This window comes from Mesorhizobium sp. BR1-1-15, from assembly GCF_020165475.1.
Taxonomy (GTDB): Bacteria; Pseudomonadota; Alphaproteobacteria; order Rhizobiales; family Rhizobiaceae; genus Mesorhizobium.
The window spans coordinates 1-1,258 of the sequence record NZ_JAIUIF010000035.1 but is presented as its reverse complement, the minus strand read 5'-3'; the positions used below and the strand labels follow the sequence as shown (position 1 = coordinate 1,258).

The window sequence follows — 1,258 nt, the reverse complement described above, 5'->3', positions numbered from 1 at the left end:
CGGCGCACCGCCCTCGTTCGTGAGGCGTATATAGTCGCCACCCCGACAAACTGTCAACACCGATCCAAGAAGTTTTTTCGATTTCTGGTGGAGATATCCGCAGGGTCGAAATTCGTGAGTTGGCTAGGCTGAGTTTCCACATCGCTTTTTGCGCTTGGTCGCGCCTGGGATGCTCGCTTCGGACCGTATGCCTCGCTTTGAAAATCGCTGTCCGCCCGACGGCCGCGGATCTTGCCAGAGCGGCTTTCAGCGGCGATCCTCCAGCAATTCCGGTGTGATGTTCCGGCCTGCGTAGAAGATGCCCAGGATCAGCACCTGCTCGCCCTCGACCGCAAAGGCAATGCTGACCGCCCGTCGGTAGCCGATGATCCGCAGTCCGGGCATGATCTCGCGCCGCTCGGTGCCACGCTGTGGAAAAGTCGATAGACCGAGACAATGGTCTTGAATACCCGCGACGAAATTCCAGGCGATCGCCGGCGATGCGCGCTCGGCTATGTCGTCATAGAGCCGTTCGAGTTCGGCTTGTGCGGCGGGATGAAAGACGATCCGATAGACCATCCCCTACTTGGCTTTCGCCTGTTTCGCGCGATGGCGCGCCTCCAGCCGAGAAAAAACCACATCGGCCGGAATTCCTTTAGCTGGATCCTGCTGGAGCTCGGCCAAGCGGCCCGGAATTTCCTCGCGCAGCCATCTTTCCCGCTCCGCCTCGAAATCCTCGAGCATGCGCAGGCCGGCGCGAACAACCTCGCTGGCATTGTTGTAGCGACCTGATTCGAGCTGTTTCCTGATGAAGCGCTCATAGTGGTCGTTCAGAGCGTAGTTGGGCATGACAACCTCCCGGAAAGAGACATGGGATCACGGCACGGATTTAGCAATAGATGTCAGATATTAGCAATTTCGACCGACGTCGACCAACCTGCATTTTGGTCCGATTGTCTCGCAGACAGGTTCGGATCGCTTGATTCGGCATAACCGAGATATCGCCTCAGTCGGGCCGTCGCGATCGGGGATCGCGCCTGCAGCCGATAGGTGGGATCTGCTCCTCGCGATCCCGCCGGGACAGCTGGCGCTGAAGCCGGCTGAGATGGAATCCTGCCGGCTGAATCCATTTTGCATTTTCGAGGCTGGCCTCGGCTCTGGGAAGCCCAATTTTCCGCCGCGCGAGCTGAGAGCTCGTCTTGGCCCCGAGGCATGGAACGACCGAGGCTTGGCCCTGAACGCTTTGGCTTGGCTTGGCTTGGCTTGGCTTGGCTTGGCT

General features: G+C 59.2%; 2 protein-coding genes. Both read right to left on the bottom strand.

The genetic code is table 11. The annotated features are described in order from the left end of the window. Positions 1–246: 246 nt before the first annotated feature. On the bottom strand, positions 247–558 hold the full coding sequence (locus LB541_RS28475) for a type II toxin-antitoxin system RelE/ParE family toxin (protein ID WP_140501646.1): 312 nt from the start codon (positions 556–558) through the stop codon (positions 247–249). 3 nt (positions 559–561) lie between these two features. After that, positions 562–828 carry a type II toxin-antitoxin system ParD family antitoxin gene (locus tag LB541_RS28470; protein ID WP_140501644.1) on the bottom strand — a complete coding sequence of 89 codons (267 nt, stop codon included), beginning with the start codon at positions 826–828 and terminating at the stop codon, positions 562–564. Between the last annotated feature and the right edge of the window lie 430 nt (positions 829–1,258).